At 68.0% G+C, this 25576-nt stretch carries 24 protein-coding genes; 8 read left to right on the forward strand and 16 right to left on the reverse strand.

Annotation, left to right across the window (positions count from 1 at the left end):
• Positions 1-56 precede the first annotated feature (56 nt).
• The 5 genes from QZ951_RS12900 to QZ951_RS12920 all read left to right on the forward strand — a co-directional run bounded on the left by QZ951_RS12900 (position 57) and on the right by QZ951_RS12920 (position 4207).
• Positions 57-1604 carry a helicase HerA-like domain-containing protein gene (locus QZ951_RS12900; RefSeq protein ID WP_293001091.1) on the forward strand — a complete coding sequence of 516 codons (1548 nt, stop codon included), beginning with the start codon at positions 57-59 and terminating at the stop codon, positions 1602-1604.
• A 48-nt stretch (positions 1605-1652) separates the two neighbouring features.
• A complete protein-coding gene (locus QZ951_RS12905) occupies positions 1653-2513 on the forward strand; it encodes an A24 family peptidase (RefSeq protein ID WP_293001092.1) in 861 nt (286 codons plus the stop codon).
• Positions 2513-3130 (forward strand): dephospho-CoA kinase, encoded by a 618-nt coding sequence (coaE, locus tag QZ951_RS12910; protein ID WP_293001093.1) that lies wholly within the window; start codon positions 2513-2515, stop codon positions 3128-3130. The genes QZ951_RS12905 and coaE overlap by 1 nt, the downstream gene beginning before the upstream one ends.
• A gap of 100 nt (positions 3131-3230) precedes the next feature.
• Positions 3231-4019: a cell division protein ZapD gene (gene zapD, locus QZ951_RS12915; protein WP_293001094.1), complete on the forward strand. Its 789-nt coding sequence runs from the start codon at positions 3231-3233 to the stop codon at positions 4017-4019.
• A complete protein-coding gene (locus QZ951_RS12920) occupies positions 4016-4207 on the forward strand; it encodes a DNA gyrase inhibitor YacG (RefSeq protein ID WP_293001095.1) in 192 nt (63 codons plus the stop codon). Before zapD ends, QZ951_RS12920 begins: the two co-directional genes overlap by 4 nt.
• A gap of 14 nt (positions 4208-4221) precedes the next feature.
• Here the strand turns inward: QZ951_RS12920 and QZ951_RS12925 are convergent, their stop codons facing one another.
• Entirely contained in the window at positions 4222-5445 is a 1224-nt protein-coding gene (locus tag QZ951_RS12925) for an oxygenase MpaB family protein (protein WP_293001096.1), read from the reverse strand.
• Between the two features lie 137 nt (positions 5446-5582).
• On the opposite strand from QZ951_RS12925, the gene QZ951_RS12930 reads away from it, so the two are divergent.
• The gene (locus tag QZ951_RS12930; protein WP_293001097.1) at positions 5583-6185 is read left to right on the forward strand and encodes a TetR/AcrR family transcriptional regulator; all 603 of its coding nucleotides are present in this window, start codon (positions 5583-5585) and stop codon (positions 6183-6185) included.
• A 22-nt stretch (positions 6186-6207) separates the two neighbouring features.
• Here the strand turns inward: QZ951_RS12930 and QZ951_RS12935 are convergent, their stop codons facing one another.
• Positions 6208-7149: a Nudix family hydrolase gene (locus tag QZ951_RS12935; protein WP_293001098.1), complete on the reverse strand. Its 942-nt coding sequence runs from the start codon at positions 7147-7149 to the stop codon at positions 6208-6210.
• 117 nt (positions 7150-7266) lie between these two features.
• Here QZ951_RS12935 and QZ951_RS12940 point away from each other — a divergent pair, with 117 nt between their 5' ends.
• Positions 7267-7983 (forward strand): dienelactone hydrolase family protein, encoded by a 717-nt coding sequence (locus tag QZ951_RS12940; protein ID WP_293001100.1) that lies wholly within the window; start codon positions 7267-7269, stop codon positions 7981-7983.
• A gap of 71 nt (positions 7984-8054) precedes the next feature.
• On the opposite strand, the gene argJ is transcribed toward QZ951_RS12940, so the two are convergent.
• The 3 genes from argJ to QZ951_RS12955 all read right to left on the reverse strand — a co-directional run bounded on the left by argJ (position 8055) and on the right by QZ951_RS12955 (position 13158).
• The gene (gene argJ / locus QZ951_RS12945) at positions 8055-9275 is read right to left on the reverse strand and encodes a bifunctional glutamate N-acetyltransferase/amino-acid acetyltransferase ArgJ (protein WP_293001101.1); all 1221 of its coding nucleotides are present in this window, start codon (positions 9273-9275) and stop codon (positions 8055-8057) included.
• A 28-nt stretch (positions 9276-9303) separates the two neighbouring features.
• Positions 9304-12069, reverse strand: a complete 2766-nt coding sequence (gene secA / locus QZ951_RS12950; protein ID WP_293001102.1) for a preprotein translocase subunit SecA — start codon at positions 12067-12069, stop codon at positions 9304-9306.
• A 204-nt stretch (positions 12070-12273) separates the two neighbouring features.
• A complete protein-coding gene (locus QZ951_RS12955; RefSeq protein ID WP_293001104.1) occupies positions 12274-13158 on the reverse strand; it encodes a M23 family metallopeptidase in 885 nt (294 codons plus the stop codon).
• A gap of 81 nt (positions 13159-13239) precedes the next feature.
• Between QZ951_RS12955 and QZ951_RS12960 the strand changes: the two genes are divergently transcribed.
• Positions 13240-13563 (forward strand): DciA family protein, encoded by a 324-nt coding sequence (locus tag QZ951_RS12960; RefSeq protein WP_293001106.1) that lies wholly within the window; start codon positions 13240-13242, stop codon positions 13561-13563.
• 49 nt (positions 13564-13612) lie between these two features.
• On the opposite strand, the gene lpxC is transcribed toward QZ951_RS12960, so the two are convergent.
• From lpxC to murD, 11 genes are all read right to left on the reverse strand, one after another.
• Positions 13613-14530 carry a UDP-3-O-acyl-N-acetylglucosamine deacetylase gene (gene lpxC, locus QZ951_RS12965; RefSeq protein ID WP_293001108.1) on the reverse strand — a complete coding sequence of 306 codons (918 nt, stop codon included), beginning with the start codon at positions 14528-14530 and terminating at the stop codon, positions 13613-13615.
• Between the two features lie 244 nt (positions 14531-14774).
• Positions 14775-16010 (reverse strand): cell division protein FtsZ, encoded by a 1236-nt coding sequence (ftsZ, locus tag QZ951_RS12970; protein WP_366943918.1) that lies wholly within the window; start codon positions 16008-16010, stop codon positions 14775-14777.
• 122 nt (positions 16011-16132) lie between these two features.
• Positions 16133-17383 carry a cell division protein FtsA gene (ftsA, locus tag QZ951_RS12975; protein WP_293001112.1) on the reverse strand — a complete coding sequence of 417 codons (1251 nt, stop codon included), beginning with the start codon at positions 17381-17383 and terminating at the stop codon, positions 16133-16135.
• Positions 17383-18231, reverse strand: coding sequence for an FtsQ-type POTRA domain-containing protein (locus QZ951_RS12980; protein WP_293001114.1), 849 nt, complete (start codon positions 18229-18231; stop codon positions 17383-17385). Before QZ951_RS12980 ends, ftsA begins: the two co-directional genes overlap by 1 nt.
• Complete coding sequence (locus QZ951_RS12985; protein ID WP_293001116.1) at positions 18228-19169, reverse strand: D-alanine--D-alanine ligase; 942 nt, start codon at positions 19167-19169, stop codon at positions 18228-18230. Before QZ951_RS12985 ends, QZ951_RS12980 begins: the two co-directional genes overlap by 4 nt.
• A gap of 4 nt (positions 19170-19173) precedes the next feature.
• Complete coding sequence (gene murB, locus QZ951_RS12990; protein ID WP_293001118.1) at positions 19174-20079, reverse strand: UDP-N-acetylmuramate dehydrogenase; 906 nt, start codon at positions 20077-20079, stop codon at positions 19174-19176.
• Entirely contained in the window at positions 20079-21548 is a 1470-nt protein-coding gene (gene murC / locus QZ951_RS12995; RefSeq protein WP_293001121.1) for a UDP-N-acetylmuramate--L-alanine ligase, read from the reverse strand. Before murC ends, murB begins: the two co-directional genes overlap by 1 nt.
• Complete coding sequence (murG, locus tag QZ951_RS13000; RefSeq protein ID WP_293001123.1) at positions 21545-22603, reverse strand: undecaprenyldiphospho-muramoylpentapeptide beta-N-acetylglucosaminyltransferase; 1059 nt, start codon at positions 22601-22603, stop codon at positions 21545-21547. Before murG ends, murC begins: the two co-directional genes overlap by 4 nt.
• Entirely contained in the window at positions 22600-22758 is a 159-nt protein-coding gene (locus QZ951_RS13005) for a hypothetical protein (protein WP_293001125.1), read from the reverse strand. The genes murG and QZ951_RS13005 overlap by 4 nt, the downstream gene beginning before the upstream one ends.
• Positions 22755-24056: a putative lipid II flippase FtsW gene (gene ftsW, locus QZ951_RS13010; protein ID WP_293001127.1), complete on the reverse strand. Its 1302-nt coding sequence runs from the start codon at positions 24054-24056 to the stop codon at positions 22755-22757. Before ftsW ends, QZ951_RS13005 begins: the two co-directional genes overlap by 4 nt.
• Positions 24053-25513, reverse strand: coding sequence for a UDP-N-acetylmuramoyl-L-alanine--D-glutamate ligase (gene murD, locus QZ951_RS13015; RefSeq protein WP_293001129.1), 1461 nt, complete (start codon positions 25511-25513; stop codon positions 24053-24055). Before murD ends, ftsW begins: the two co-directional genes overlap by 4 nt.
• Between the last annotated feature and the right edge of the window lie 63 nt (positions 25514-25576).

Consider the following 25576-nt stretch of genomic DNA (forward strand, 5'->3'; position numbering starts at 1 on the left):
CGTGGCCGGCACCCCCGAAGCTATGGCTCCCGCCCCCGACCGTCGCCCGCAAACGCATGGAAAACAACGTTCTCATCGGCAAAGGAGCCGCCGCCGACAGCCCCCAGCAGTGGCTGCTCGCGAAGTACGGCAACCGCCACGGTCTGGTCGCCGGCGCCACCGGTACCGGCAAGACGGTGACGCTGCAGGGGCTGTGCGAAGGCTTTGCCGATCTCGGCGTGCCGGTGTTCGCGGCGGACATCAAGGGCGATCTGTCCGGCCTGTCGATGGCCGGGGAAGCGAAGCCGAAGCTGGTCGAACGCGCGGCCGCCATTGGTCTCGCGAATTTCCAGCCGACGATCTACCCGGTGGTGTTCTGGGATGTGTTCGGCGAGCAGGGCCACCCGCTGCGCGGCACGATTTCCGACATGGGGCCGCTGCTGCTGTCGCGCCTGCTGAACCTGTCGGACGTGCAGGAAGCGGTGCTGCAACTGGTGTTCAAGTTCTGCGATGACAGCGGCCTGCTGCTGCTCGATCTGAAGGATCTGAAGGCGGCGCTGAATCACGTCTCCGAGAACGCCAAGACCCTCGGCCCGGACTACGGCCTGATCTCGAAAGCCTCGATCGGCGCGATCCAGCGCGGGCTGATCGCACTCGAAGCGGATGGCGCCGAAGACTTCTTCGGCGAGCCGGCGCTCGACCTGACCGACCTGATGCGGCAGGACATGATGGGCCGCGGCGTCATCAACATCCTCGCCGCCGACAAGCTGTACCAGAAGCCGGCGCTGTACTCGACGTTCCTGCTGTGGCTGCTGGCCGAGCTGTTCGAACGCCTGCCGGAAGCCGGCGACCTCGACAAGCCGAAGCTGGTGTTCTTCTTCGATGAGGCGCATCTGCTGTTCAAGGACGCGCCGAAAGCGCTGGTCGACAAGGTCGAGCAGGTCGTGCGCCTGATCCGCTCGAAGGGTGTGGGCGTCTATTTCGTCACGCAGAACCCGCTGGATCTTCCGGACACCGTGCTCGGCCAGCTCGGCAACCGCGTGCAGCACGCGCTGCGGGCATTCACGCCGCGCGACCAGAAGGCGGTGAAGGCCGCGGCCGAAACCTTCCGCGCGAACCCGACGCTCGATGTCGCGGACGTCATCCAGCAGCTCGGGGTTGGCGAAGCGCTGGTGTCCTGCCTCGGCGAAGGCGGCGTGCCGGGTGTGGTCGAGCGCACGCTGATCCGGCCGCCGCGCTCGCGCATAGGCGCGATCAGCCCGGACGAGCGCAAGACCGTCCGCAGCCGCAGCCCGGTCGGCAGCAAGTACGACACGGCGGTGGATCGCGAATCGGCATACGAGAAGCTGTCGGCACGCGCAGCCCCTGCGGCCGAGGCGGAAGCGCCTGCTGCCGCGCCGCCGGTCGCCGGTGGCAACTGGTGGGATTCGGGCAGCGCCCAGCCACCGGCCGCGACGCCGGCCCCGGCGGGCCGCAAGCCGGCGGCACCGAAGACTTCAAATCGCGAGACGGTGTTCGAAGCCGCGGCCAAGAGCGTGGTCCGCAGCGTCGGTTCGCAGGTTGGCCGCGAGGTCGGACGGCAACTGCTGCGCGGCCTGCTCGGCTCGCTGACCAAGCGCCGCTGATCTCCGACCCCGCACCGCGGCCCCGACAACCGACCCGACCCTTTTCCGATGCCCGAACTGATCCACGCGCTGGCCAGCGATCCGCTGCTGCTGGGCGTTGCCACCACCCTGCTCGGCCTGCTGGTCGGCAGTTTCCTGAACGTGGTGATCCTGCGCCTGCCGCGGATGCTCGAAAACGAGTGGAAGGCGGAAGCGCGCGAACTGCTGGACCTGCCGGCCGTCGAAACGCCGCGTCTGTCGCTGATGCGCCCGGCCTCGTGCTGCCCGGGCTGCGGCGCGGCGATCCGGCCGTGGCAGAACATTCCGGTGGTCAGCTGGCTGGCACTTCGCGGCCGCTGTGCGAAGTGCCGCACCGGCATTTCGGTGCAGTACCCGCTGGTCGAACTGGCGTCCGGCGTGGCGTCGGCGGTCTGCGTCTGGCGCTTCGGCTGGTCCCCGCAACTGGCCGCGGCACTGGTGCTGACCTGGGCGCTGATCGCGCTGACCGTGATCGACCTGCGCGAGATGATCCTGCCGGATGACCTGACCGCGCCGCTGGTCTGGATCGGCCTCGGCATGAGCACGCTGCCGGTGTTCGTCGGCATGCCCGAGAGCATCTGGGGGGCGGTCGCCGGCTACCTGAGCCTGTGGTCGATCTACTGGCTGTTCAAGCTCGCCACCGGCCGCGAAGGCATGGGCTATGGCGATTTCAAGCTGATGGCGGCACTCGGCGCCTGGTTCGGCTGGGCGGCGCTGCCGCTGATGCTGCTGCTGTCGTCGGCGGTGGGTGCGGTCATCGGCATCGGCCTGATCGTGTTCAAGGGCCGCGACAAGACCCAGCCGATCCCGTTCGGGCCGTACATCGCCGGCGCCGGCTGGCTGATGCTGATCTGGGGCGACGCGCTCGGCGGCGCGGTGGCGGGCCGCTGATGGCCTGCCTGACGATCGGCCTGACCGGCGGCATCGCCAGCGGCAAGAGCCATGTCGCCAGCGCCTTCATCGCGCTCGGCGTGCCGCTGCTCGAAGCCGACGACGTGGCCCGCGAAGTCGTGCAGCCGGAATCCCCGGCGCTGGCCGAGATCGCCGCAAGCTTCGGCCAGGACCTGCTGCAGGCCGATGGCAGTCTGAACCGACGCGCACTGCGCGAGATCGTGTTCGCCGATCCGGCCGCGCTGAAGCGGCTGGAGGCGATCACCCATCCGGCGATCCGGGCGCGGGTCAACGCCTGGCGCGCGGCACGCACCGAGCCGTACTGCATCTACTCGGCGGCGATCCTGATCGAAGCCGGCATGGCCAGCCTGGTCGACCGGGTGCTGGTGATCGACGCACCGGAAGCCGTGCAGCTGCGCCGGCTCGCAGCCCGCGACGGCGGCTCGGAAACGCTGGCGCGGCAGATGCTCGCGGCGCAGGCGAGTCGCGACACGCGCCTGGCGCGTGCCGACGACGTGATCGACAACGCCGACGAAGCGCGCACGGTGGCGGCGCAGGTGCAGCGGCTGGATCGCCTGTATCGATGGCTCGCGGCGAACGCTGCGCCGGTCGCCTGATCGAGTGCTGCCGCCGGGCTGTCCGGCCTTGACCTGCGTTGTTTGCCCCCCTGTGTGCGGCAGTTCACAATGGATGATCTGTGTCCGCGCCTGAGATTCGATGGACCGCACTGCCGAATGGGTGAGCTTCGAGCAGCCGCTGAACGAGCGGACGCGGTCGCTGCTGCGTCTCGAATTCCTGTTTGCCGAATACGCGCACCACGCCGCCGACAGCACGGTCTGGGGCGTTCGGGCCGGCGTGCAGACCCTGCTCGACATCCTGTCGGTCATCGGTCGAACCGACCTGCGGACCGAACTGATCCGTGATCTGACCGAGCAGCGCAGCAGCCTGAACCGCCTGCGCACGCGCCCGGAACTCGATCGCGCGAAGCTCGATGCCGTGCTCGCCGAGATCACCGGCGTGCTGACCACCTTGCATGCTTCCGGCGCGCATCCGTCGAGCGTGCTGCGCGACAACGAGTTCCTGTTCTCGGTGCTGAACCGCAGCAGCATTCCGGGCGGCACCTGCATGTTCGACCTGCCGGCGTTCAACCGCTGGCTGATGCGGCCGTACGCGAACATCGAGCGCGACCTGTCGCGCTGGTTCTCGATGCTGCGGCCGTATCAGGCGGCCATCGGTCTGTACCTGCGGCTGCTGCGCGATTCCACGGCCAGCAGCGAGCATGTCGCGTCGAGCGGCGTCTATCTGCATGTACCGCAGGGTGCCTACCCGCTGCTGCGCGTGCACATGCCGCCGGAAAGCGATGTCTATCCGGAAATCAGCGCCGGCAAGCACCGCTTCTCGTTCCGCTTCATGCGGCTGGGCGACGTCAACCAGCGCAATGTCCAGACCGCCGACGATGTCGTGTTCCACCTGCAGTGCTGCACGCTGAATTCCGCCGACGCATGACCGCCACGCCCGCCGTCCGCATCGCCCGCTGCCCGCAGTGCGGCGCCAGCAGCCGTCTTGACGAGCGCAACGCCTTCCGGCCGTTCTGCAGCGAGCGCTGCAAGCTCTTGGATCTCGGCGCCTGGTTCGATGGTCGCCATGCGATTCCGGTGGTCGAATCGGAACCGGACGGCGACGACGAATCCTGAGTGCTGCGTGCCGCTCAGTGCGGCGCGGCCAGAGACGCGCCGACCGCGACGGCCGGCTGCATCACCATCTGCTGCACATTGGCTTCCTGCTCGGCCCGTCCGCGCGCCGCCGCCCGCCGTCGGCCACCGGGGACGACGCGGCTCAGCGTGTGTCGCGCCAGATTGCGCGGAATCGCCAGCATCGGATACCACGGCCAGGTTCCGGCCGGCACGCCGAGGCGGCGCAGCGCGTCGGCGCCGAGAAACGCCCGGCTGATCGACAGGTTCTTCGAGCGCTCGTAGCGCCCGCGCAGCCACGCGAGGTTCGGATAGCGGCGGGTCAGCGGCTCGTCGACCAGTGGCTGCGCCATCATCACGCTGGTTTCGTCCGGGTTGCTGAGGCTCAGCAGGAACTGCAGCAGCTGCGCGGTCGCCCCGGCTTCGGTATCGGCCAGCCAGCGCTCGTCGACGCCGATCAGCCAGCCGACATAGCGCACCAGATGTGCCGCGTCGTCACGCTCGCGCCGGGTCTGCGGCATGCCGAGCAGGCGGCTGCCGACCACCGGCACGGTCAGCGAGCCGTACAGGGTTGCGCCCATGTCGGCCTGATTGATCGGCAGGCCCCAGTCTTCCAGCTGCCAGTCCGGCCGCGCGGCGACCGAGCGCCGCACCAGCGCGTGAATGAAGCGCACCATCAGGGTCGAGCGCCAGCCGATCGCGTGCGGGACCAGCCCGCCGGCGACGGTGCAGTCGAGCTTCCACTGCACGGTTTCGGCGAGGCGGCGGGTCGGGCCTTTCTGCAGCGCGCCGGTCAGGATCAAGGTGCGGTTGAACGCCGAGGCCTGATAGCCGCCGAGCAGCGCAACATTGCGGCCGATGTGCAGCGCAGCGCGGCCGCAGCGGCGGAACAGCTCTGCGCCGCGCTCGATCCGGCCGCGATCAAGCCAGTCCGGCGGGGTCGACATCTGCTCGATGAAGCCGCGCAATTCCGGCAGCGGGTTCGCCACGGCGTCGATGCCGTGTTCCAGCGCCCGCTCGAACTGCGCGCGGGCATCGCGCATGCCGTGGCGACTCATCGCGGTCAGCAGCGCGTCCATCGCCGGATCGCCTTCCATCAGCGCCAGCCCGATCTGCTGCCAGCGGTCATCGCTTGGGGTCTCGATCGCCGGCATCACGCGGCTGAGCTGGCCGAGCACCACGTCGATGTGTTCGCTGCGGCGGTGGCGGGTCGGAATGAAATCGGCGGCGAGTTCGCGCATGGGCAGCATCGGTGGCAAGCGGGAGGGCTTGACGCGCACCCTATTGCGAATGTTTATTCGCATTCAATTCGCAAACGGTTCGCGAGCGTTTCGCGTCCCGACCCGTTCGCCCCACGGATTCCACGCCCCCTTCGCCGATGCGCAAGAAACCGACCCAGCAACGCGCCCGCATCCTTGTCGACAGCCTGATCGACGCCGCCGGCGAAGTCGTCGCCCGCGACGGCCTGGAAGCGCTGACCACGGTTCGGGTCGCGGCACGCGCCGGGGTCAGCGTCGGCTCGCTGTACCAGTACTTCGACAACAAGAACACGCTGGTCGCAGCACTCATGGACCGGGTCAACGGCGATCTGATCGCGGCGGTCAACCGTGTGGCGCCGCAGAACATCGGCACCGATCCGCAGGCCTTCGCACGGGCCCTGCTCGAAGCGGCGTTCGAAGTGTTCGAAGCACGACAGGGGCTGGCGCGCGAACTGATGCGGCACTGGCACCGGCTCGACATCGCGCGGGGCCTGCATCGCTTCGAGCAGCACATGCTCGACCTGCTGCGCGGCTATGCGCTGGCGCAGCTGCGCGAGCACCCTGTCGACCCGTCGCCGGCGCGCGCCTTCATCCTGATCAACAGCGTCGTGTTCACGCTGCTGCGCTACCTGAGCCAGCCGACACCGCCGCTGTTCACGCGCGAGCAGCTGATCGACGAACTGGCGGCGATGGCGGCACGGCTGATCACGGCACCGCGCTGACCCGCCACACCCGCGGCCGCGATCAGCGCGGCCAGTACGCGCTGATCGCCGCGATGCCCTGCGCGCCGTGGCGACGCGCTTCGAACAGATCGCCCTGCGCCAGCCCGCCGAGCGCGTAGACCGGCAGCCCGATGACGCCGCGCCGCTCGGAAAACCCGGACCAGCCGAGGCCCGGCGCGCCCGGATGCGTCTTCGTCTCGAACACCGGACCGAGCACGGCGAAATCGGCACCGACGATCTGCGCTGCGCGCAGCTGCGCGGCATCGTGCACCGATGCCCCGAACCAGCGCGCCGGATCGACCGGCCGGGCGCCGTAGCGCGCCAGCGCGGCACTGGTGGCGTGCCAGCCATCGGCGCCGATCGCGTCGACCATCGCCGGCTCGCGATCGAGGATCAGCTTGAGCCCGGCGGCGTGCGCGGCCGGCAGCAGGTGGGTGGCGAGGGCTAAGTATTCGCGGCTCGACAGCGTCGGCAGCCGCAGGCGCAGCAGCGCACCACGCGGCAGTGCGGTCAGCCGCATCAGCAGGTCGACGAGGGTCGCCTCGGGCGGCGTGAAGACATAGTGCTGCGGCAGGCGCAGCGCGGTGACGATCGGCGCGACCGTCGGCAGCACGTCCAGCGTCGCGAGATCGTCGGCCGGCAGCCAGGCGAAGTCCTGGCCTTCGCGCGACACCGGCTCGCCGTTCCAGTCGTCGACGCACCAGGTATCGAGCAGCACGTGGCGATCGCGATAGTCGTGGCGGAAGCGCAGCAGCGGCCGCGCGCGACGCACGGTGATGCCCAGCTCCTCGTTCAGTTCGCGGGTCAGCGCCTGCAGCACGGTTTCACCCGGTTCGATCTTGCCGCCGGGGAACTCCCACTTGCCCGCGGCGATCTTTCCGACGGGGCGCTGCGCGATCAGCAGGCGGCCATCGCCATCGATCAGCACGCCGCAGGCGACATCGATCAGTGGAACGTCGGTCATCGTGCGAAACCTGCTGCCGGGGCTGCGATCGCGTCGCCATCGCCGTCACAATGTCGCCCTGTCGTCACCCACGTCTTCACGCGCTGCTTCTCCCTCTCATCACCACAGGAAAACCTCATGGCAATCGTCAATCGGCTGGTCGACTACACGGAACAGGGCACGGCACTGCAGGGCCGCGTCTACTTCGACGATAGCGTTTCCGGGCCGCGCCCGGTGGTGCTCGTGGCGCACCAGTGGGGCGGTCGCGATGCCTTCGTCGACGGCCACGCCGAAACCCTCGCCAAGCTCGGCTATGTCGGCTTCGCGATCGACATGTACGGCGTCGGCGTGCGCGGCAGCACGGTCGAGGAATGCAGCGCGCTGCTGACCCCGTTCATGCAGGACCGCGGCCTGCTCGCCCGTCGCGTCACCGCCGGCCTCGCCGCCGCCCGCGCGCTGCCGGAAGCGGACACCACGCGCATCGCCGCGATCGGCTTCTGCTTCGGCGGCATCACCGTGCTCGACCTGGCCCGCACCGGTGCCGACATCCGTGGCGTCGTCAGCTTCCACGGCATCCTGAAGGGGCATGATCTGCCGAAGCAGCCGATCAAGGCCAAGGTGCTGGTGCTGCACGGCGACAAGGACCCGCTGGCGCCGATCGAGGACTACCTCGCGCTGCGCGAAGAGCTGACCGCGGCCGGCGTCGACTGGCAGGCGCACGTCTACGGCAACACGCTGCATGCGTTTTCGGACCCGGGCGCGAACCTGCCGGAACTCGGCATCCTGCACAACGTCGTCGCTGAATGCCGCTCGAATCAGGCGATGCACAACTTCCTCGCCGAAGTGCTGATCTAGCGCTTGCCGATGCAAGAAAGCCCGGCCGTGCGGTGTGCGCGGCCGGGCTTTTTCGTGCTCGATGACCGGGATCAGGTCCGGTATTCGGCGTTGATCTTGACGTAGTCGTAGCTGAAATCGCAGGTCCAGACGCGGGTCTTCGCGGTGCCGCGGCCCAGTCCCACGCGAATCGTGAACTCCGGCTTGGCGACGACGGCCGAACCGAGTTCCTCGCGGTAGTCGGGATGCGGTTCGCCGCCTTCGAGCAGGCGCACCGCATCGAGCCACAGATCGACCCTGGCCGGATCGAGCCCCGGCACGCCGGCCTTGCCGATCGCCATCGCCAGACGGCCCCAGTTGGCGTCGCCGGCAAACATCGCGGTCTTGACCAGCGGCGAGTGGGCGATCGAGTACGCAACCTGCCGTGCCTCGTCGACCGTCGTGGCGCCTTCGACGTCGATGGTGATGAAGCGCGTCGCACCTTCGCCATCGCGGACGATGGCCTGCGCCAGTTCGATGCAGACCGCGGTCACGGCATCGGCGATCAGCGGGTAGTCGGCGTCTGCGGCATCGACATCGCGGCTTCCGATCTGCGCGGTCGCGAACAGCACGCAGGAGTCGTTGGTCGAGGTGTCACCGTCGACCGTGGCGCTGTTGAACGAGGCGGCGACCGCATGGTTCAGCAGGTCCTTCGTCGCGTCCGCCGTCAGCCGGGCATCGGTGCCGATGAAGGCGAGCAGCGTCGCCATGTTCGGGTAGATCATGCCGACGCCCTTGGCGATGCCGGTGACCGTCACCGGCCCCTGCGACGTCGACACGGTGCGCGTCGCGCCCTTCGGAATCGTGTCCGTGGTCATGATCGCGCGGGCCGCGGCGTTCCAGGCATCGGCCTGCAGGCCGGCCACCGCCTTCGGGATCGCGTCGATCATTCGCGCCACCGGCAGCTGCTGGCCGATGACACCGGTCGAGAATGGCAGCACCTGCGACGGCTCGCAGCCGATCGCCGCAGCCACGGCCGCGCTGGTCTCGCGGGCATTGGCCAGACCCTGCGCGCCGGTGGCGGCATTGGCGTTGCCGGCATTGATCAGCAGCGCGCGGATGGCGCTGCTGGCGCCCAGCCGTTCGCGGCAGACCTGCACGGGTGCCGCGCAGAACGCGTTCTGGGTGAACACGCCGGCGGCGCGGGTGCCGGCGGCGAGTTCGATCACCAGCAGGTCCTGACGGCCCGGCTTCTTGATCGCCGCTTCCGCGGACCCGAGACGGACACCGGCGACCGGCGCCAGCGGGCCGGGAGCTTCGAGATTGACGGGCATCGGAAAACTCGCGGTCAGGCGCTCGGGGTCAGACCAGTGCGCCGTGGCACTGCTTGAACTTCTTGCCCGAGCCGCAGGGGCACGGATCGTTGCGGCCGACCTTCGGCAGGCCGCGATCGGCCGGCGCTGCGGCGGTCGCCGCGGCCATCGGCGGTGCCAGCGGACGACCGGCAGCAGCCGGCGCGGCAGCCGCTTCATCCTGCGGCACCAGCGGATCGGCCACCACCGACTGCGCCTCGGCGTGCTCGAAGTGCATCGGCCGCGCCGCGTTGCGGCGCGCTTCTTCCAGCGCCTGCACTTCGGCCTCGGTCAGGATCTGGATGCGGGCCAGACGCGAGATCACCTCGTGCTTGAAGCGCGCGAGCATGTCGTTGAACATCGTGAACGCTTCGCGCTTGTACTCCTGCTTCGGGTCCTTCTGCGCATAGCCGCGCAGGTGGATGCCGAGTCGCAGATAGTCCATCGCCGCCAGATGCTCGCGCCAGAAGGTGTCGAGCACGCGCAGCAGCGTTTCGCGTTCGAAGCTCTCCAGCACGTTGTCGCCGATCTTGTCCTTCTTCTCGGCATAGGTCGTCGCCAGCGCCTCGACGATGCGGGCCTTGATCTTCTTGTCGTCGATCTGGTCCTCTTCCTCGCCCCACTGGCGCACCGGCAGCGTCAGCGCGAAATCCTTGCGCAGCGCCTCTTCCAGCGCTTCGAGATTCCACAGCTCCGGCGGGCTCTGCGGCGGCACGTGGACATCGACCACGGCGCTGACGACATCGCCGCGCAGGTCGTCGATCATCGGCGTGACCACGGTCGCGCCCATCAGCTCGTCGCGCAGCTCGTAGACCGCCTTGCGCTGGTCGTTGGCGACGTTGTCGTACTCGAGCAGGTTCTTGCGGATGTCGAAGTTGTGCGCTTCGACCTTGCGCTGCGCGGTCTCGATCGAGCGCGTCACCATCTTCGCTTCCAGCGCTTCGCCTTCCTGCATGCCGAGGCGCTGCAGGAGGCCGCGCATCGACGGCGGCGCGAAGATGCGCATCAGCGTGTCGTCGAGCGACAGGTAGAAGCGCGTCGCACCCGGATCGCCCTGACGGCCGGAGCGGCCGCGCAGCTGGTTGTCGATGCGGCGCGACTCGTGGCGTTCCGAGCCGATCACGTACAGGCCGCCGGCCTTCACCACCTCGTCGTGGCGAATCTTCCACGCGGCCTTCGCGGCTTCGCGGGCAGCGATGTCGTCTTCCGGAATCTTGTGCAGCTCGGCTTCGAGCGAACCGCCGAGCACGATGTCGGTACCGCGGCCCGCCATGTTGGTGGCGATCGTCACCTTGCCCGGCAGACCGGCGTTGGCGACGATCTCGGCTTCACGCTCGTGCTGCTTGGCGTTCAGCACTTCGTGGGCAATGCCTTTCTGCGTCAGCAGATTCGACAGCAGCTCCGACGTCTCGATGCTGGCGGTGCCGACGAGGATCGGCTGACCCTTGCCATGCACTTCCTCGATGTCCTTGATCACGGCGTCGAACTTGCCCTTGGCGCTGATGTAGATCAGGTCGCCGCGGTCGTCGCGGATCATCGCGCGGTTGGTCGGGATGACCACCACTTCGAGGTTGTAGATGCTCTGGAATTCGTAGGCCTCGGTGTCGGCCGTGCCGGTCATGCCCGAGAGCTTGTTGTACAGGCGGAAGTAGTTCTGGAAGGTGATCGAGGCCAGCGTCTGGCTCTCCTGCTGGATCTGCACGCCTTCCTTCGCTTCCACGGCCTGATGCAGGCCGTCCGACCAGCGCCGGCCGGACATCATGCGGCCGGTGAACTCGTCGATGATGACGATCTGCCCGCCACGCACGATGTACTCGACGTCCTTCTTGTACAGGTGGTGCGCGCGCAGCAGCGCGTTCAGGTGATGCACCAGCACGATGCGGCTGGCGTCGTACAGGCTTTCGTCGTCGCCCAGCAGGCCGGCCGCGCGCAGCAGGTCTTCCATGTGCTCGTGCCCGGCTTCGGACAGATGCACCTGCTTGCCTTTCTCGTCGACGTGGAAATCGCCGTCGAGGTCTTCCTCGTTCTTCTGGCGGGTCAGCTTCGGGATCAGCGCGTTGAGCTTGCGCCACAGTTCAGGATCATCGTCGGTCGGGCCGGAGATGATCAGCGGCGTGCGTGCCTCGTCGATCAGGATCGAGTCGACTTCGTCGATCACGGCGTAGTTGAGGCCGCGCTGCACCTTCTCGTCGAGCGAGAAGGCCATGTTGTCGCGCAGGTAGTCGAAGCCGAACTCGTTGTTCTGGCCGTAGGTGATGTCGGCCTGGTACGCCGCACGCTTCTCTTCCGGGGTCTGGCCGGACACGACCACGCCGACGCTCATGCCGAGGAAACGGAAGATGCGGCCCATCCACTCGGAGTCGCGCCGGGCCAGGTAGTCGTTGACGGTGACGACGTGGACGCCCTTGCCGCTGAGCGCGTTGAGATAGGTCGGCAATGTGGCGACCAGCGTCTTGCCTTCACCGGTCCGCATTTCGGCAATCTTGCCTTCGTGCAGGATGGCGCCGCCGATCAACTGCACGTCGAAGTGCCGCATGTTCAGCACGCGCTTGCCGGCCTCGCGAACCACGGCGAACGCATCCGGCCGAATGTCGTCGAGCGATTCGCCCTTGGCCAGACGCTCGCGCAGCACCGCGGTCTGGCCGCTCAGCGTTTCATCGGACATCGCCGAATACTTCGATTCGAGCGCGTTGACGGCGGCAACGAGCGGCCCCAGGCGACGGATGATGCGTTGATTGCGGCTGCCGAAAATGCGCGCCAGAAAATTGTTGAGCATGAGTTCCGAGTGCTGGGAAGCGGCACGAGCAAGGCCCGACCGGGCGGACAGGCCGCCGATTATGCCTTAGACGTAGGGAGCGACTGCGGCAGTTTCAATACCGAGGTCAAAGACCGGTCAACGGCCCTTGACCCGAATCAGTCGACGGATGGCGTGCGCGTGCGAGCGGGCGAAAGCGGCCGGAATCCCGGCCGGCCGCCGCAGTCAGCGCGCGGCGTCGAGATACTGCGCCGGGTTGATGATGCTGCCGTTCAGCACCAGTTCGAAGTGAACGTGCGGGCCGGTCGAGCGACCGGTCGAGCCCATCAGCGCGATCGGCTGACCCTTGATCACGCGGTCGCCCGGCTTCACCAGCAGCTTCGAATTGTGACCGTAGCGGGTCACGTAGCCGTTGCCGTGATTGATCTCGATCAGTTCGCCGTATCCGCTCTTTTCCTCGGCCGAGACGACGATGCCGCTGGCGACCGCCAGCACGTCCGCACCCTCGGATGACGCGAAGTCGATGCCCGGGTGATAGCTGCGCAGGCCGGTGAACGGATCGGTGCGATTGCCGAAGCCGGACGTCATGTAGCCGCCATCGACCGGCCAGCCGGAAGGCTTGATCTCGTGCTGCAGCTTCGACGCCAGCAACAGGTCTTCGAGCACGCGCATCTGGCGCTCGCGATTGCCGAGTTCCTTCTGCAGCCGGTCCAGCGAGCCGATCACGTCCTCGAGCACGGCGGGGGCGCCGAGATTCGCGAACTCCGGGCCACCGACCGGCGGCGGGCGATCGAAGTTGAATTCCGACGGGTCGATCTTGGCGATCTGGGTCATGCGCGCGCCGGCGGCGTCGAGACGCATCACGTAAGCCTGCAACTGGGCAATGCGACGGGCCAGCGCCTTGGCGTCTTCCTCGGCTTTCGCCTTGACCTGCGCCAGTTCACCCTTCTGCTGCGTGAATTCCTGACCCCAGGTGCCGATCAGGCCCTTCGGCAGAAGCCCGCGATCGGCGCGGAAGTTCATGCCGGCGACGAACGTCAGACCGAGCACGAACACCAGCGCCGACGCCCATGGCAGCCAGCCGAGCACGCGGCGCGCCTCGAGGCGCACTCGCCAGGTTCGGCCCCGGCCATGACTAACGACGATAATATCCATGCAGCACTTCACCCACGAATACAGCGACGAATCCCCATGCACGCGGACGATGATCACGTCGGCGCACACCTTTCGCTTCCCGGTTCTCCGGTTCAGGCGCTCCTGCGTCAGGCCAACCGCCTCGAATCCATCCAGCGGATGATTCGGGACTGGGCCCGTGAACCGCTCGCAAACTCCCTGCGCGTGGCGCATGAGCGTGACCAGACCCTGGTCATCTACGCCGACTCGGCGGCTGCGTTCACGCAAATTCGATACCGTCAGCCGGAATTGCAGCAATTCCTGAGCGTTCGTCTCGAAAATCCAGCGCTGAAACTCGACATCAAAATGCGACCTGCCGCACAGATGGGCGGGTCGAGTTGAGTCTAAGCGCGGTTTTGACGGCGGCGCAACCCGCGCCGTCAACCAGTCGTCAGGCCGGCAACGGGCTCGAACTGGCGTAAAAAGACGTCGCCTTGCTGCCAACGTCGTCGAAAACGGCGATTTCCCACGCGCCCGGATCGGCCAGCAGCGCCCGCGCCAGCTTGTTGTTCAGCGCATGTCCGGACTTGAACGCCGTGTACGCGCCGAGCAGCGGGTGACCCAGCAGGTAGAGGTCGCCGACGGCATCGAGAATCTTGTGGCGGACGAACTCGTCGTCGTAACGCAGGCCGTCGTGGTTCAGCACGCGAAACTCGTCGACCGCCACCGCGTTCTCGAGGCTGGCGCCGAGCGCCAGACGGCGCGAGCGCAGGAACTCGAATTCCCGCATGAAGCCGAACGTGCGGGCGCGGCTGACTTCGCGGATGTAGGCCTGCGTCGAAAACTCCACCGACGCGCTCTGCGCCGTGGAATTGATCAGCGGATGGTCGAACTCGATGTTGAAGGTCAGGCGGAAGCCGTCGTAAGGCTCGAGCCGCGCCCACTTGTCGCCGTCGTTGACCTGCACCGGCGCCTTCAAGCGGATGAAGCGCTTCGGCGCGTCCTGCTCGACGATGCCGGCGGACTGCATCAGGAATACGAACGGGCTCGCGCTGCCGTCCATGATCGGCACTTCGGCGGCCGACAGTTCGACCAGGCAGTTGTCGATGCCCAGACCGGCGAGCGACGACATCAGGTGCTCGACGGTGGCGACCTTGACGCCTTCCTCGATCAGGTTCGACGACAGCGTGGTTTCGCCGATGCCTTCGGCGCGGGCGCGCACCTCCCGGGGCGGGTTCAGATCGGTACGGCGGAAGACGATGCCAGTGTCCGGGGCGGCCGGCAGCAGCGCCATGTAGACCTTCTGACCGCTATGCAGGCCGATGCCGCTGACGCGGACCGGAGTGCGGAGGGTTCGTTGGCGGATCATCGGGCTTCTTCCGGCGAGGCTGTCCGCTTGGCTGCGGATCGGCGTGGTTTGTAGCGATCAGACCGGGATTTTAGCACCGAGTTCCGGGCTTCCAATCGCAGTGCAGCATTTCGGTCACCCCGAGCGGGAAGACAGCGGCCATGAAGCGCGGCGCGCGACTGGGCGAAGGTCGCGCGCCGCCCACAGCTTGCAAGGTTTCGACGATGCGGGTGCCGCGTGCAGGGTCGACTTTTCAGTCGGCCGCTTAATCGGCTTGCGCGCGCAGGAACGCCGGGATGTCGAGCATTTCCTCGTTGTATTCCAGTGCCGCAAACGCCGGCGCCACGGCCGGGCGGGCATTGCGCACCGGCATCGCGCTCGGCTCGTGGTCGTGCAGACGCGCCGGCCAGGCCGCCGGTGACGGCTGACGCAGCGAGGTCACGACACCGCCGCCGCCGAGACCGGCGGTGCCGAGCGGCGCCGAACCGATGCCGCGCAGGCGCGGGTTGATCGCTTCCGGCTGCGGCATCTTGGCCGCCGCGCGCGAGCCATCGAGACCGGTGGCGACGACCGTGACGCGCAGTTCGCCACCCAGGGTCGGGTCGAACGAGGTGCCGCACTTGATGTCGGCTTCGTGCGAGCCGATCTCGCCGATGCGCTCGTTGATCAGTTCCAGTTCGTCCAGCGTCAGCGACTCGTCGCTGGTGATGTTGACCAGGATGCCGCGGGCGCCGATCAGTTCCAGATCGTCGAGCAGCGGGCTGGACAGCGCCGCTTCGACCGCCTTGCGGGCGCGATCTTCGCCGCTGGCCGAGCCGAGGCCCATCATCGCCATGCCGCGATTGGTCATCACCGTCTTCACGTCGGCGAAGTCGACATTCATCATGCCCGGACGGGTGATCAGGTCGGAAATGCCCTGCACCGCATTCTGCAGCACATCGTTCGCGGCCTTGAAGCCGTTCAGCAAGGTGACCGCGCCGCCGAGCACGAGACGCAGCTTCTCGTTCGGAATCATGATCAGCGAGTCGACATGCTGCTGCAGCTCGCGAATGCCTTCCTGCGCAATCGCCATGCGCTTCTTGCCTTCATGCGGGAACGGCTTGGTGACCACGGCCACGGTCAGGATGCCGAGTTCGCGCGCGATCTCGGCGATCACCGGCGCCGCACCGGTTCCCGTGCCACCGCCCATGCCGGCGGTGATGAACAGCAGGTCGGTGCCTTCGAGCATCTCGCGGATGCGGTCGCGATCTTCCTCGGCGGCTTCGCGGCCAACCTTCGGATTCGAGCCGGCACCGAGGCCGCGCGTCACTTCCGCGCCGATCTGCAGCTGCAGCGTCGGCAGGCACTTCTCGAGGTGGTCGCGATCGGTGTTCGCGACGATGAACTCGACGCCGCCGATGCCGGCTGCCGCCATCTGGTTGACCGTGTTGCAGCCGCCGCCGCCGACACCGATCACGCGGATCACCGCGCGCGGCGTGACGCCGTCGACCAGTTCATACAGCTCGTTGGATTGCTTGTTTCCGCCCATTGTCTTCTCCGTCACTCGTCGAATGCCCAAACCGCCAGACCGCCCGTTGCTACAGGTACCGCCGCCCAAAACGCTGTTGAATCGCTACCGCTGGCTCACAGGTTTCCCTTGAACCAGCCCTTCATTCGTGTGAACAACTGCCCGGCCTCGCTGTTGCCGAGACGGCGCATGCCCATGCCCATGCCGCCGGCCATCGGGCGCTGCTGGCGCGCGAACAGCAGCAGGCCGACGCCGGTCGCGTAGGCCGGCGAGCGTGAGACTTCGTCGATGCCGGTCACGTCCTGCGGCAGCCCGAGGCGCACGCCGACTTCCAGCACTTCTTCCGCCAGTTCGAGGATGCCCGGCGTCTGCGCGACACCGCCGGTGAGCACGACGCCGCCGGCGATCAGCTCGTACAGGTCGGCGCGATGCAGTTCCTTGCGGACATAGCGGAACAATTCCTCGAACCGTGGCCGCATCACTTCGGCCAGCATCTGGCGCGACAGATGCCGCGTCGGCGTTTCGCCGACACCGGGCACGTCGATCGGCGCGTCGTGCGCCACCAGTTCCGGCAGCGCGCAGCCATAGCGGATCTTGATCTGCTCGGCGTACTGCGCCGGCGTGCGGAAAGCCACGGCGATATCGCTGGTGACCAGATCGCCGGCGATCGGGATGACCGCCGTGTGCCGGATCGAGCCGCCCTTGTAGACCGCGATGTCGCAGGTGCCGCCGCCGATGTCGACGACGCAGATGCCGAGGTCGCGCTCGTCCTGCGACAGCACGGCATCGGCCGAGGCCAGATGCTGCAGCACCAGCTTCTCGACCGTCAGCCCGCAGCGCTCCACGCACTTGTAGAGGTTCTGCGCTGCGCTCAAGGTACCGGTGACCATGTGGACCTTGGCTTCCAGCCGCACGCCGGACATGCCGATCGGGTCCTGGATGCCTTCCTGACCATCGACCACGTACTCCTGCGGCACCACATGCAGGATCTGCTGATCGGCCGGAATCGCCATCGCGCTCGCGGCCTCGATCACGGCATCGACATCGCGCGCGGTGATCTCGCGATGCCGGATCGGCACCACGCCGACCGAATTCAGGCTGCGGATGTGGGTGCCGGTGATGCCGACATGCGCGGCACGCACGCGGCAGTTCGCCATCAGCTCGGCCGCTTCGACGGCGCGGCGGATCGACTCCACCGTGTTGTCGATGTTGATCACCACGCCCTTCTTCAGGCCGCGCGTCGGCGCCGTGCCGAGCCCGACGACCTGCACGACGCCGTTGGCGCCGATCTCGCCGATCATCGCGGCCACCTTCGACGTGCCGACGTCGAGGCTGACCAGATACTCGGGCTTCTTGTTCTTGCTCATCAGTGTGAAATCTCGGGATTGGCGTCGTTGTTCGGGCCATCGGCCACGCCCTGGCTCAAACCCCGAGCGGCCGACTTGCCGCTCGCGATCGACGGCGGAACGCCGTTCTTCCAGCCCACGGAAAATCCGTTCGGATAGCGCAGGTCGACATAGGCGACCTGGTCCAGCATCGGCAGCAGGGTGCTGCTCACGGCGCCGAGCACCAGCGCCACGCGCGAGCGCGGATCGTCCTGACCGAAGCGCAGCTCGATGCCGGCCCCGGTGCCGGCCGTGGCGGCCACCGTCATCCGCCACTCGCCGCGGGCATCGAGCGACAGACCGCCCGGCACGAATGCACTGCTGGCCAGCGCCATGCGCAGCGTCTCGAACACGGCGGCGGCTTCGGCTTCGTGGCCGGGCGGTGCCGACAGCAGCGGCAGGTCCTGCGGAATCTGGTCGAACGGCGGCGTGAACAGGCGGCTGTCGGTATCGATCATCCGCGCCTCGCCCCAGCGCGCGTACGGCACGCGCTCGGTCACGCGCACGTTCAGCGTGTCCGGCCACTGGCGGCTGACGCGGGCATGGCTGACCCAGGCCAGCGCCTCGATGCGTTCACGCATCGCGTCGAGATCGGCATCGAACAGATGCAGGCCGATGCCGGCATCGGTCGCGCGCACGATCTCCACCGCCTGCAGGCGATTCAGCTGGCCATCCACCGTCACCGCCGCCACCGGCTGATTGACCACCGGAGCGAGCACCGACTTCAGCACCAGCAGCGCCGCCACCAGCAGCGCCAGCGACAGCGCCGGAATCGCGAAGGGCGGCAAGCTCGGCGCATCGTCCCGCATGGTCAGGGCTCCGGTGTTCATGGCGTCGGGGTCCCGCCGGGGGCCAGCGTCGTCTCGAGGATGGCCCAGCACAGCGCGTCGTAATCCATCCCGACGGCGCGGGCGGCCATCGGCACCAGGCTGTGCGATGTCATGCCTGGCAGCGTGTTCACTTCGAGCAGCCACGGCTTGCCCTGCGCATCCATCATGAAGTCGACGCGGCCCCAGCCGCGGCCGCCGATGGCGTCGAAGGCTCTGGCGCAGATCGCCTGCAGCTCCGCCTCGTGCGTCGGTACCAGATCGGTCGGGCAGATGTAGCGGGTGTCGTTCGAGATGTACTTCGAGTGGTAGTCGTAGAACTCGCCGGCCGGCTCGATCCGGATCACCGGCAGCGGCTGGCCATCGAGCATCGCGCAGGTGTACTCGCCGCCGGCCACGAAGGCTTCCGCCATCACCACACGGCCGTTGTCGCCGAGCGCCAGCGCGAACGCGGCATCGATCTGATCGACGTTCTTGACCTTCGACACGCCGACGCTCGAACCATCGGCCGCCGGCTTGATGATGAACGGGTAGCCGAAGACATCGGCGGCGCTGTGCGCGTCGGCCGCGCTCTCGAGAATCCGCCAGTCCGGCGTCGGCAGACGCTCGGCCTTCCAGATGCGCTTGGTGCGCAGCTTGTCCATCGCGAGTGCGGAGGCCAGCACGCCGGAACCCGGGTACGGGATGCCGTGCAGGTCGAGTACCGCCTGCACCGTCCCGTCCTCGCCGCCGGTGCCGTGCAGCACGCTGAACACACGGTCCAGCCCGCGCTTCGGCAGCGTCAGGATCGCGTCGCGATCGGCATCGATGCCAACGGCGTCGATGCCGAGCCGCTGCAGTGCCGCCAGCACGCCTTCGCCCGACCACAGCGAAACCTGCCGTTCGGCCGACCAGCCGCCGAGCAGCACGCCCACTTTTCCGAACGCCTTTGGATCGGACACGCGCTTACGCATCGGCCTTCTCCCCGACCATCTTTACTTCAGGATGCAAATCGACTCCGGACTTCTGCTTCACGACGTTGCGGACGTGCTCGATCAGGGTTTCGACGTCGGCGGCAGTGGCGCCGTCCTCGGTCAGGATGAAGTTCGCGTGCTGCTGCGAGACATGCGCGCCGCCGATGCGGTGGTTCTTCAGCCCGCAGGACTCGATCAGACGCGCGGCGTGATCGCCGGGCGGATTGCGGAACGTGCTGCCTGCGCTCGGCTTGCCGACCGGCTGCGTGGCCTTGCGCTGCGCCAGCGACGTCCGCGTGGCGGCGGCGTGGCGGCCATCGACATCCGCGCTGACCTTGAAGCGCGCCGCGAGATAGCCGAGGACATCCGCCGGCGGCACGACGGTGCGATAGCTCGTCGCGAATGCCGATGGCTTCAGCCAAACCGTCGAACCGTCGCGCAGCAGCACTTCGACTTCGGCGACCGTCGGCCAGGTCTCGCCGCCCCAGGCACCGGCATTCATCGCCAACGCGCCGCCGACCGTGCCCGGAATGCCGGCCATGTAGCCGAGACCGGCGAGTTGCTGACGCTCGGCGAACTTGGCCAGCCGTGCGCAGTGCAGTCCGGCTTCGGCGTACAGCGTGTCGGGGCTTTCGCTCCGCAGCGCATCGAGCGCGCCGTGCAGCGCGATCACCGTGCCGCGGAAGCCGCCATCGCGCACCAGCAGGTTCGAACCGAGGCCGAGCCACAACACTGGCTCGTCGGCCGGCAACCGACGCACGAAGGCGATCAGATCGTCGCGGTCGGCCGGCTCGAAGTAGCGATCGGCAGGTCCGCCGACTCTCCAGCTGGTGTGGCGGGACAGCGGTTCGTCAACACGGACGACGCCGCGAACGGCGATCAGGGCAGGCTCGCGCATCACGCGACACCTCCCTGCTGTTCCGCCTCACGGCGCACGCCCGACGCCTCGCGGGCAGCCGTCAGCAGACCGGCCAGGCTGCCAATGTCGCCGGCACCGACCGTCAGCAGCACATCGCCATCGCGCACGATCGACGCCAGCGCTTCGGGTGCGTCGGCCACGGTCTTGACGAACACCGGCTCGACCTTGCCGCGGGCGCGGATGCCGCGGGCCAGCGCGCGGCCGTCGGCATCGACCATTGGCGCTTCGCCGGCGGCGTAGACCTCGGTCAGCACCAGCGCATCGGTCTCACTCAGCACGGCGCAGAAGTCGTCGAACAGGTCGCGCGTGCGGCTGTAGCGGTGCGGCTGGAACGCAACGACCAGACGGCGGCCCGGATAGGCGCCGCGGATCGCGTCGAAGGTCACTTTCAGCTCGCGCGGATGATGGCCGTAGTCGTCGACGATGCGCACCGTGGCCTCGCCGACTCGCCAGTCGCCATGCGATTCGCAGCGACGACCCACGCCCTGGAATTCCGAAAAGGCCTTGCGCATCGCATCGAAGCCGACACCGAGCTCGCGCGCCACGGCAATCGCGGCGAGCGCGTTCAGCACGTTGTGCCGGCCCGGCAGGTTCAAGTGCATCGGCTCGACCGCGCCATCGGCAGTCAACACGTCGAAACGCGCGCCGTCGGACTCGAAGCGGATATTGGCCGCACGCAGGTCGGCCGGCTCGTCGATGCCGTAGGTCAGCACCGGGCGGCCGATGTCCTCGATGATGCCGCGCACTTCGGCATCGTCCGCGCACAGCACGGCGAGGCCGTAGAACGGCAGGCGCTGCAGGAACTCGATGAAGGTGGCGCGCAGGCGGCGGAAATCGCCGCCGTAGGTTTCGAGATGGTCGGCGTCGATGTTGGTGACGATCGCGACCATCGGCGTCAGATGCAGGAAGCTGGCGTCGCTCTCGTCGGCCTCGGCCACGAGGAACGAGCCGCCCCCGAGACGGGCGTTGGTGCCGGCGCTCTTGAGCTTGCCGCCGATGACATAGGTCGGATCCAGACCGCCTTCGCCGAGCACGCTGGCCACGAGGCTGGTGGTCGTGGTCTTGCCGTGGGTGCCGGCCACGGCGACGCCATAGCGGAAGCGCATCAGCTCCGCGAGCATCTCGGCGCGGCGCACGATCGGAATGCGTGCCGCCTTGGCGGCCGCCAGTTCCGGGTTCTCGGCCTTGATCGCGGTCGAGACGACCACGACATCGACACCGGCAATGCGCTCGGCATCATGGCCATACGCGATCGAGGCCCCGAGCGAGATCAGGCGCCGCGTCGCCGCACTCTCCTTCAGGTCGGAACCGGACACGCCGTAGCCGAGGTTCAGCAGCACCTCGGCAATGCCGGCCATGCCGGAACCGCCGATGCCGAGCAGATGGATGCGCTTCACGCGCCGCATCGGCTGCTGGGACAACGGCAACTGCGCTGCCAGGGTGCTCATGCTGCGGCCTCCAGGCACAGGTCGGCGATGCGTTCGTCGGCGGCAGTCCAGGCCGCCGTGCGGGCGGCCGTGGCCATCATCGACAGCTGGCTGCGATTGGCGAACAGCTCGATCAGCGTGTCGGCGAGGCGACGCGGCGTCAGGTCACGCTCGGCAATCAGCAGCGCCGCGCCAGCCTTGACCAGATACTCGCCATTGCGGGTCTGGTGGTCGTCGACCGCGTGCGGGAACGGCACCAGCAGCGAGGCGCAGCCGGCTGCGGCCAGCTCGGCAACGGTGGAAGCGCCGGAGCGGCAGACGACGAGGTCGGCCCAGTCATAGGCGGCCGGCATGTCGTCGATGAAGGCAGTCACCTCGCCATCGATACCGGCACGGGCATAGGCCGTCTGTGCGATGTCCAGCGTCCGACCGGCCTGATGGCGAACCTGCGGCCGGACCTCAGCCGGGACCAGCGCCAATGCTGCCGGCACGATCTCGTTCAACGCACGGGCCCCCTGACTGCCGCCGAGCACCAGCACTCGCGGCACGCTGCCGTGTGCCGCCAGTCGCTGCGCCGGCGCGGCGAGCTCGGCAAATCCGGCGCGAACCGGATTGCCGACCGTCGTCGCGCGGCGAAAGGTCTTCGGGAATGCTTCCAGCACGCGCGACGCGATCGTCGCCAGCAGGCGATTGGTCAGCCCCGCGGCCGCATTCTGTTCGTGGATCACCAGCGGACGGCCGGACAGCCGCGCCGCGAGCCCGCCCGGACCGGCCGCGAAGCCGCCCATGCCGAGCACGAGGTTCGGCTGTTCACGGCCGAGGACGGCGAAGGCATCGAGCATCGCGCGCGCCAGCACCAGCGGCGCAGTGAGCAGCTTCATCACGCCCTTCCCGCGCAGGCCCTTGACCCGCACGAGCTCGATCGCGATGCCGTGCTGCGGCACCACGCGCGATTCGAAGCTGTCCGGCGTCCCCATCCAGACCACGGTATGGCCGCGCCGCATCAGCACCTTGGCAACGGCAAGCGCGGGATACACGTGGCCGCCGGTGCCGCCGGCCGCGATCATGATTTTCATCGGCTGGCCTCGCACTCGATGGCACGGCCATCCATGGCCTCGCGGCGCGCGACCGACAGGCACCGGCCCGACCGTCCCTGGTCGTGCGCGCCTGACGACTGCGAGCAGTGCTCGCACAGCGTCATCAGACGCCCAGCCGCGATCATGATCTTCATGAGCGGGCCCCGCGGCGGCGGAAGAACGCGAACAGCCCGGTGCCGTCCTGCTCGCGGCGCGAGCCACCACCGGCCGGCGTGCGCCGCAAGGGCGTCGGCTCGATTTTGGTCGTGCGCCGCGCGGACGGATGACCGGCCTGCAGGAAGCGATTCTCGTAGTCGACGCGCAGGATCAACGCGACCATCACGCAGACCGTGATCAAGCTCGAGCCGCCGTAGCTGATGAAGGGCAGGGCCAGACCCTTGGTCGGTACCGCGCCCATGTTCACCGCCATGTTGATCAGCGACTGCAGGCCGAACCAGCTCGACAGGCCGTAGCAGACATAGGCGTTGAAGCGGCAATTCAGCTGTTCCGCAGCCTGACCGATGACGAAGCCGCGCCAGACCAGCAACCCGAACAGGCCGATCAGGATCAGCACGCCGAACAGGCCGAACTCCTCGGCGAGGATCGCGAAGATGAAGTCGGTGTGCATTTCCGGCAGGTACAGCAGCTTCTGCAGGCTGTTGCCGAGGCCGACGCCGAACCATTCGCCACGGCCAACGGCGATCAGCGCCTGACCGAGCTGGTCGATGTTGCCGTCCGAATCGCGGCCCGGCGTGTCGAAGAAGCGCATCAGACGGTTGACGCGGTACGGCGCCCAGATCGCGATCACGCCGAGGGCGGCGATCAGGCTGCCGCCGATGATCGCCAGATCGCGCAGCCGGGCACCGGCCATGAACAGCATCAGCATCGAGATCGCGAGCAGGATCGCGGTGGCGCCGAAGTCCGGCTCCTTCAGCAGGAAACCGCTGACGAAGGCCAGCGGGATGAATGGCGCGAGCAGGCCCATGGTCTTCGTCTGCAGCGCCAGCTGGCGGCGCACGATATAGCCGGCGAGGTACAGCACCACGGCCAGCCGCGCCGGCTCCGAGGCCTGCATCTGGAACAGGCCGAAGTCGATCCAGCGCCGTGCCTTGTTGCGATCCAGCCCGACACCCGGAATCAGCACCAGCACCAGCAGGAACAGCGCGAGCATCAGCAGCAGCGGGCCGGCCGATTCCCACGATCGCATCGGCACCGTGAACGCCAGCGCGCCACAGCCGAGCCCCAGCACGACGAACGCCAGCTGGCGCTTGACGAAGTAGGCGGTCGACACGCCGGTGATCTTCTCGCTGATCGCGACCGATGCCGAGGCGACCATCACAAGACCCCAGGCAAGCAGGATCGCGACGACCAGGCACAGGATCGGATCGAGGCCGTAGCGCGTCGGCGACAGGCCGAAGCTCAGGCTCTGCTGGCGGCCAATCTGCGCGCTCACGCCGCGATCCCCTTCACCAGTTCGCGGAAGTGCGCGCCGCGGGCCTCGTAGTTCTTGTACTGGTCAAGGCTGGCACAGGCCGGCGACAGCAGCACGCGGTCGCCGTGCTGCGCGGCCGCGCGCGCTTCGGCCACGGCCGCCGCGAGGTCCGGCACGCGCTTGATCGCGACCGACTTGCCGAGATCGCGCTCGATCGCCGCCGCGTCCTGCCCGAACACGATGGCGAGGCGCGCCTTGGCGGCCAGCGGTGCCCGCAGCGCCGTGAAATCCTGACCCTTGCCCTGCCCGCCACCGATCCAGACCAGCGGTCCCTGCAGGCCGTGCAGCGCGGCCATCGTGGCGCCGACATTGGTGCCCTTGGAATCGTTGATCCACGACACGCCGTCGAGATCGGCCACCCATTCGCAGCGATGGGCGAGCCCCGGGAAGCTGAACAGCGCCTTGAAGATGCCGGCTTCATTGAGACCCGCGGCCTCGGCCAGCGCGAACGCGGCCAGCGCATTCGCGGCGTTGTGCAGGCCTTCGATCTTCAGGCTCGCGATCGGGAACAGCGGCGTCTCGCCTCGCGCGGCCCAGGTCTGTTCGTCATGCTCGATCAGGCCGAAGTGCCCCTTGGCCGGTGCATCGAGACCGAAGCTGACGACCCGCCGCGCGGTATGCGCGCCGGTATGCGTCGAGCGGTCATCGCGGTTGACCACGGCGACCTGCGCGTGTGCGTAGATGCGCGCCTTCGCCGCCGTGTAGCGCTCCAGCGAGCCATGGCGATCGAGATGATCCGGCGAGATGTTCAGCACCGTCGCCGCCACCAGATTCAACGATTCGGTGGTTTCGAGCTGGAAGCTCGACAGCTCCAGCACGTAGAGCTGGACCGCCGGATCGATCAGGTCCAGCGCCGGCGTGCCAAGGTTGCCGCCGACACCGGCGACGACACCGGCTTCGCGCGCCATCGCGCCGACCAGCTCGGTGACCGTGCTCTTGCCGTTGGAACCGGTGATGCCGATCACGGTTGGGCTGGTCGCGCGTGTGCCTTCGAAACTGCCTTGAAGGGCACTTTCGAGCGCGGATCCAGCGGGCGGCAGCCCCGGGGAAGCGGGCGGCAGCGCTGAGTCAGCGGGAGGCGTCGCGAGATGACGGGCAAACAGCTCGATATCGCCGAGCAGTTCCAGTTGCGCCGCGCGCAGCGTCTCGATGAACGGATCATCGAGCGGCACGCCGGGCGAGACCACCGCGAACGCGAACTGCGACAGCGGTGCCGGTGCGGCAAAGGCGCCGACGTGAATGCCGTCGACACCCGCCAGCGCCCGCAGTTCGTCGAGGCCAGCAGGGGCTGCGCGCGAGTCGGTCAGCACCATCCGCGCGCCTTCGCGCGACAGGTAGCGCGCGGTCGATGCGCCGCTCTTGCCGAGGCCGACGACGAGCACGGAACGTCCGCGATAACGCTTCACGGCGCTTTCCATCAGCACGCCTCCGGGAGCGTCGAATCGCATTCGACGGCCACGCGGTCGGTGCCTTGCGCTGAT

The sequence above is a fragment of the Nevskia sp. genome, assembly GCF_021732705.1.
Classification (GTDB): domain Bacteria; phylum Pseudomonadota; class Gammaproteobacteria; order Nevskiales; family Nevskiaceae; genus Nevskia.